At 43.6% G+C, this 3,682-nt stretch carries 1 protein-coding gene and 1 pseudogene; both read right to left on the bottom strand.

Annotated features, from left to right (window positions below):
- Window positions 1–168: 168 nt before the first annotated feature.
- Window positions 169–2,878: pseudogene (locus SMSK597_RS09885) on the bottom strand (FtsX-like permease family protein).
- Window position 2,879: 1 nt separating this feature from the next.
- A complete protein-coding gene (locus SMSK597_RS09890) occupies window positions 2,880–3,581 on the bottom strand; it encodes an ABC transporter ATP-binding protein (protein ID WP_000323396.1) in 702 nt (233 codons plus the stop codon).
- Between the last annotated feature and the right edge of the window lie 101 nt (window positions 3,582–3,682).

The following is a 3,682-nucleotide window of genomic DNA, read 5'->3' on the forward strand; positions in this document are numbered from 1 at the left end:
AAGAGGCAAGTGACGAGTCAAGAGCAATAAGGCTTGAACAACGTGAAAGCCAGCGTCTTTAGGCGCTGGCTGGTAATTTGGGCTTATAGCCCTGGGACAAACCACCCGCTATGCGGGTGGTCATGATTTACTCGTAAATACAAGGTCAATCAGCTAAAAACAGCTATCTTACTCTACAGATTTCAAGGCTTCAAGCATATCAACCTTTCTCAGATGATAATTGACAAAGAAACCAAGCAAGGCCAAAATGATGCTTACTGCTGCCACTGGAATTACATAGACTTCCCAGCCTACCTGCGGATAAAAGAGAATAGTCGCAGGCGAAATCATTTGAATCAAAAATTGGTGTAAATAGAAACCAGATACCAAACCAAGTACGATTCCCACAAGGGACAGCACAATCGTCTCACGATAAATGTAGAGGGTAACTTCATTATTATGAAAACCGAGAACCTTGATAGTGGAGAGTTCACGGATTCTCTCAGCCACGTTGATATTGGTCAGATTGTAGAGGATAACAATAGCCAACAGAACCGATACGATGACCAAGATGGTCATGGTCTGATTGAGTGAGCTGGCGACGGAGTCAAAGAGGCGAATGGCTGAAGCATTCTGGACGACGCTGGACACCGCAGATTGATTCATAAGTAAGCCTGCCTGTCTTTCGATACTAGTAGCACTGGTATCTCTTAACGAGACCAAATAAGTGTTGGCTTGGGGTAGCTGTCCGTAAATTTGCTCATAGCTAGCCTGACTCATATAAATAAAGTGACCAACGTAGTTCTCAGCAATGGCAGCGACCTTTAGTTCCTTACCTTCAATTTCTAAAGTCTGCCCAACCTTGACACCTGCCAGCTGGGCAAGTTTAGCTGTAATAACGACGCCATCTTTTAATGTCAACTCTTGCTGATGGTCTTGCAGATGGATAAAGGGAGTCAAATCCTCCTTATCTGTCATCATAAGAGTAATGGTTTGAAGACCAGCCTTACCTTTGAAATCCTTGTCTAGCGTTTGTGAATAGATCTTCTGATAGGCTTGGATATCCTGCCCTTTCAACACTTCTTCTAGATTTGCCTTGTCCTGATTGGTCGCACTAGGATTTTCAGAGACAATCATTTGATACTGTTGGATTTGTTGAAACTGTCTGGACGGAACTCCTGCTACAGAGGATTGGATTCCCAAACCGGCAAAGAGCAGAGCGACTGAACCTGCTACACCAAAGATCGTCATCAACATCCGCTGCTTATAACGGAAGATATTGCGAGCTGTTACCTTATGAGTAAAACTGAGACGACGCCAAATAAAACCGATGCGCTCCAGTAAGATTTTAGCTCCTTTAACAGGAGGTTTAGGCAGTAAAAGCTGGGCTGCTTCATCATGAAGTTCCCTCCGAGCCACCAGATAGGCTGGTAACACACTCGCCAACCAACTCAAACCAAGAGCTAATAAACTATAGGTCCAATAGAACTGAATCTGTGTTTCTCCCACCACCATGCCTTTTGTAATGACACTTGAAATTACACTGGCTAGTAAATAATGGCCAAGTATGCTACCAAGAGCTGTTCCGACAGTCCCAGCTACTAGACCGTAGAGGAGAAATTTAGCGATAATATCCTTACTGCGATAACCCAAGGCCTTAAAAATCCCTGCATGTGTTCGCTCTTCATCCACAAAACGAGTCATAGTTGTGAAGGTCACCATAGCCGCTACGGCATAAAGCACTACAGGAAAGATATTGCCCACTGCCCGAATACTGGCTGAAGCATTACTGTACATGAGGTAGCCTTGACCGCCAGGCATGGTCTGACGATTATAGACTTGATACTTGGGCTCAGCTAATTCATCCAAGACTTGCTGATTGTTTTTCTAATTTTTCCTTTTCTTGGGTTAGATTTTGTTCAGCCTGCTTTAGTTTGTCCTCTTCCTTGCTCAATTCCTGCTTGGCTTGGGTAAGTTGAGAACTAGCCTGCTCTCTCTGAGCTTGAGGAAGCAAGGCTAGTTGACTTTCCTGAGCCTGTAAACGAGCTTGAGCAGTTGCTAAACGACGCTTGCCTTCCTGCAAATTAGTCTCAGCCTTGTCAATGGTCTCTTGACCTTTGTCTAGAGACTCTTGTCCTTCTTTTTTCAAGAATTGCAGACGTGCCTTGCCATTATCTGACAAAGCTTGTTCAAGGTCTTCCTGATGTTGCTTGGATTTTTCTTCATAAGCTGATGAAAAAGCATTTAAGCCTGCTAAATCTTGATATTTCAAACGAGCTATATTGTAGACTTTCTGATCAAACTGACTAGGTAAAATGACCCCGTAGGCTGTCAGAGTCCCACTTCCACTTCCTGCGTAGCCCATATCTCTCTGTGAGAGGATTTCAGCTGAATCCACAAAACCAGTAATGGTATAAGTATGGTCTTTTAAATAGGAATGACCCTCTTCTTTTTCTTTAAAACTAATCTCCTGTCCCACGCTATATTGGCCTTGCAAATGAGTGGCCAAGGCGATTTCCTTGTCTGACTGAGGAAGTCGTCCCTCTCTTAGCTGAAAGGTTGAAATTCGCTCTGGTTTGGAGTACAGTCGAATGGCATCCTGCCCATTATCCATAGTCACATCTGTCAAATAGCCAAACTCAACCTCTGCGCCCTGCGTCTGTTTTAGTTCTTCTTGATCTTCTTGATCCAAACCATAATTAGACATAACTGCCAAATCCAAGGTTTGAGCAGTTGTTAAATAAGCATTAGCTGTCGCCTCCATGTTGGGGCTAGTCACTTTGAGGCCTACTAGGGCTAAAGAACCCAACATCATCAAGGTCAAGATGGATAAAAAACGCCCCTTGGAGCCTGTGAAGGACTGAATTAAGTCCTTCCAATAGGTTTTTCGCTTGATCATGCTAGTACTCCAAACTATCGATATCCTGAGGATGCTGGTTGATCACCACATCCTTGACACTGGCATCGTGCATATGAATCACGCGATCAGCAATGGGCGCCAAAGCTCCATTATGAGTCACGATAATCACCGTCGCTCCCTTTTGACGAGACATATCTTGGAGAATTTTCAAAACCTGCTTACCCGTCTGATAATCCAAGGCTCCAGTTGGTTCATCACAAAGGAGAATTTTAGGATTTTTAGCTACCGCGCGTGCAATGGAGACTCGCTGTTGCTCCCCTCCAGAAAGCTGGGCTGGAAAATTATTGAGACGATGAGCCAGACCTACATCTGTCAAGACCTGTTCAGGATTCAAGGCATCTGTCACGATTTCTGAAGCCAACTCCACATTTTCCTTAGCGGTTAGATTGGAAACTAGATTATAAAACTGAAAAACAAAACCGACATCATTTCTACGGTAATTGGTTCTCTGGTGGGAACTATAGTCTGCAATATTAACACTATCAATCCAGATTTCCCCCTCGTCATTAGTATCCATTCCCCCAAGAAGGTTAAGAACCGTTGACTTACCTGCACCAGATGCACCTAGAATAATAACCAATTCACCCTTTTCAATCTCAAAATTCACATCACGATTGGCCACAATCTCCGTGTCCCCAACCTGATAACGCTTGTAACAGTATTTCATCTCAATATAAGCCATCAGACCCACCCTCTCTCAAACAAATTACTTCCTACTACCATTATAACGCTTTTTCAACTAGTTGGAAACTGGGAACAAAATCAAAAAGCCTAGAAATCAAT

The organism is Streptococcus mitis SK597, from assembly GCF_000148545.1.
Lineage (GTDB): Bacteria > Bacillota > Bacilli > Lactobacillales > Streptococcaceae > Streptococcus > Streptococcus mitis_C.

What these genes read in the sequence shown, in the direction of transcription:
- SMSK597_RS09890 (WP_000323396.1), bottom strand. Translation starts at nt 3,581, where the DNA reads ATGGCTTATATTGAGATGAAATACTGTTACAAGCGTTATCAGGTTGGG.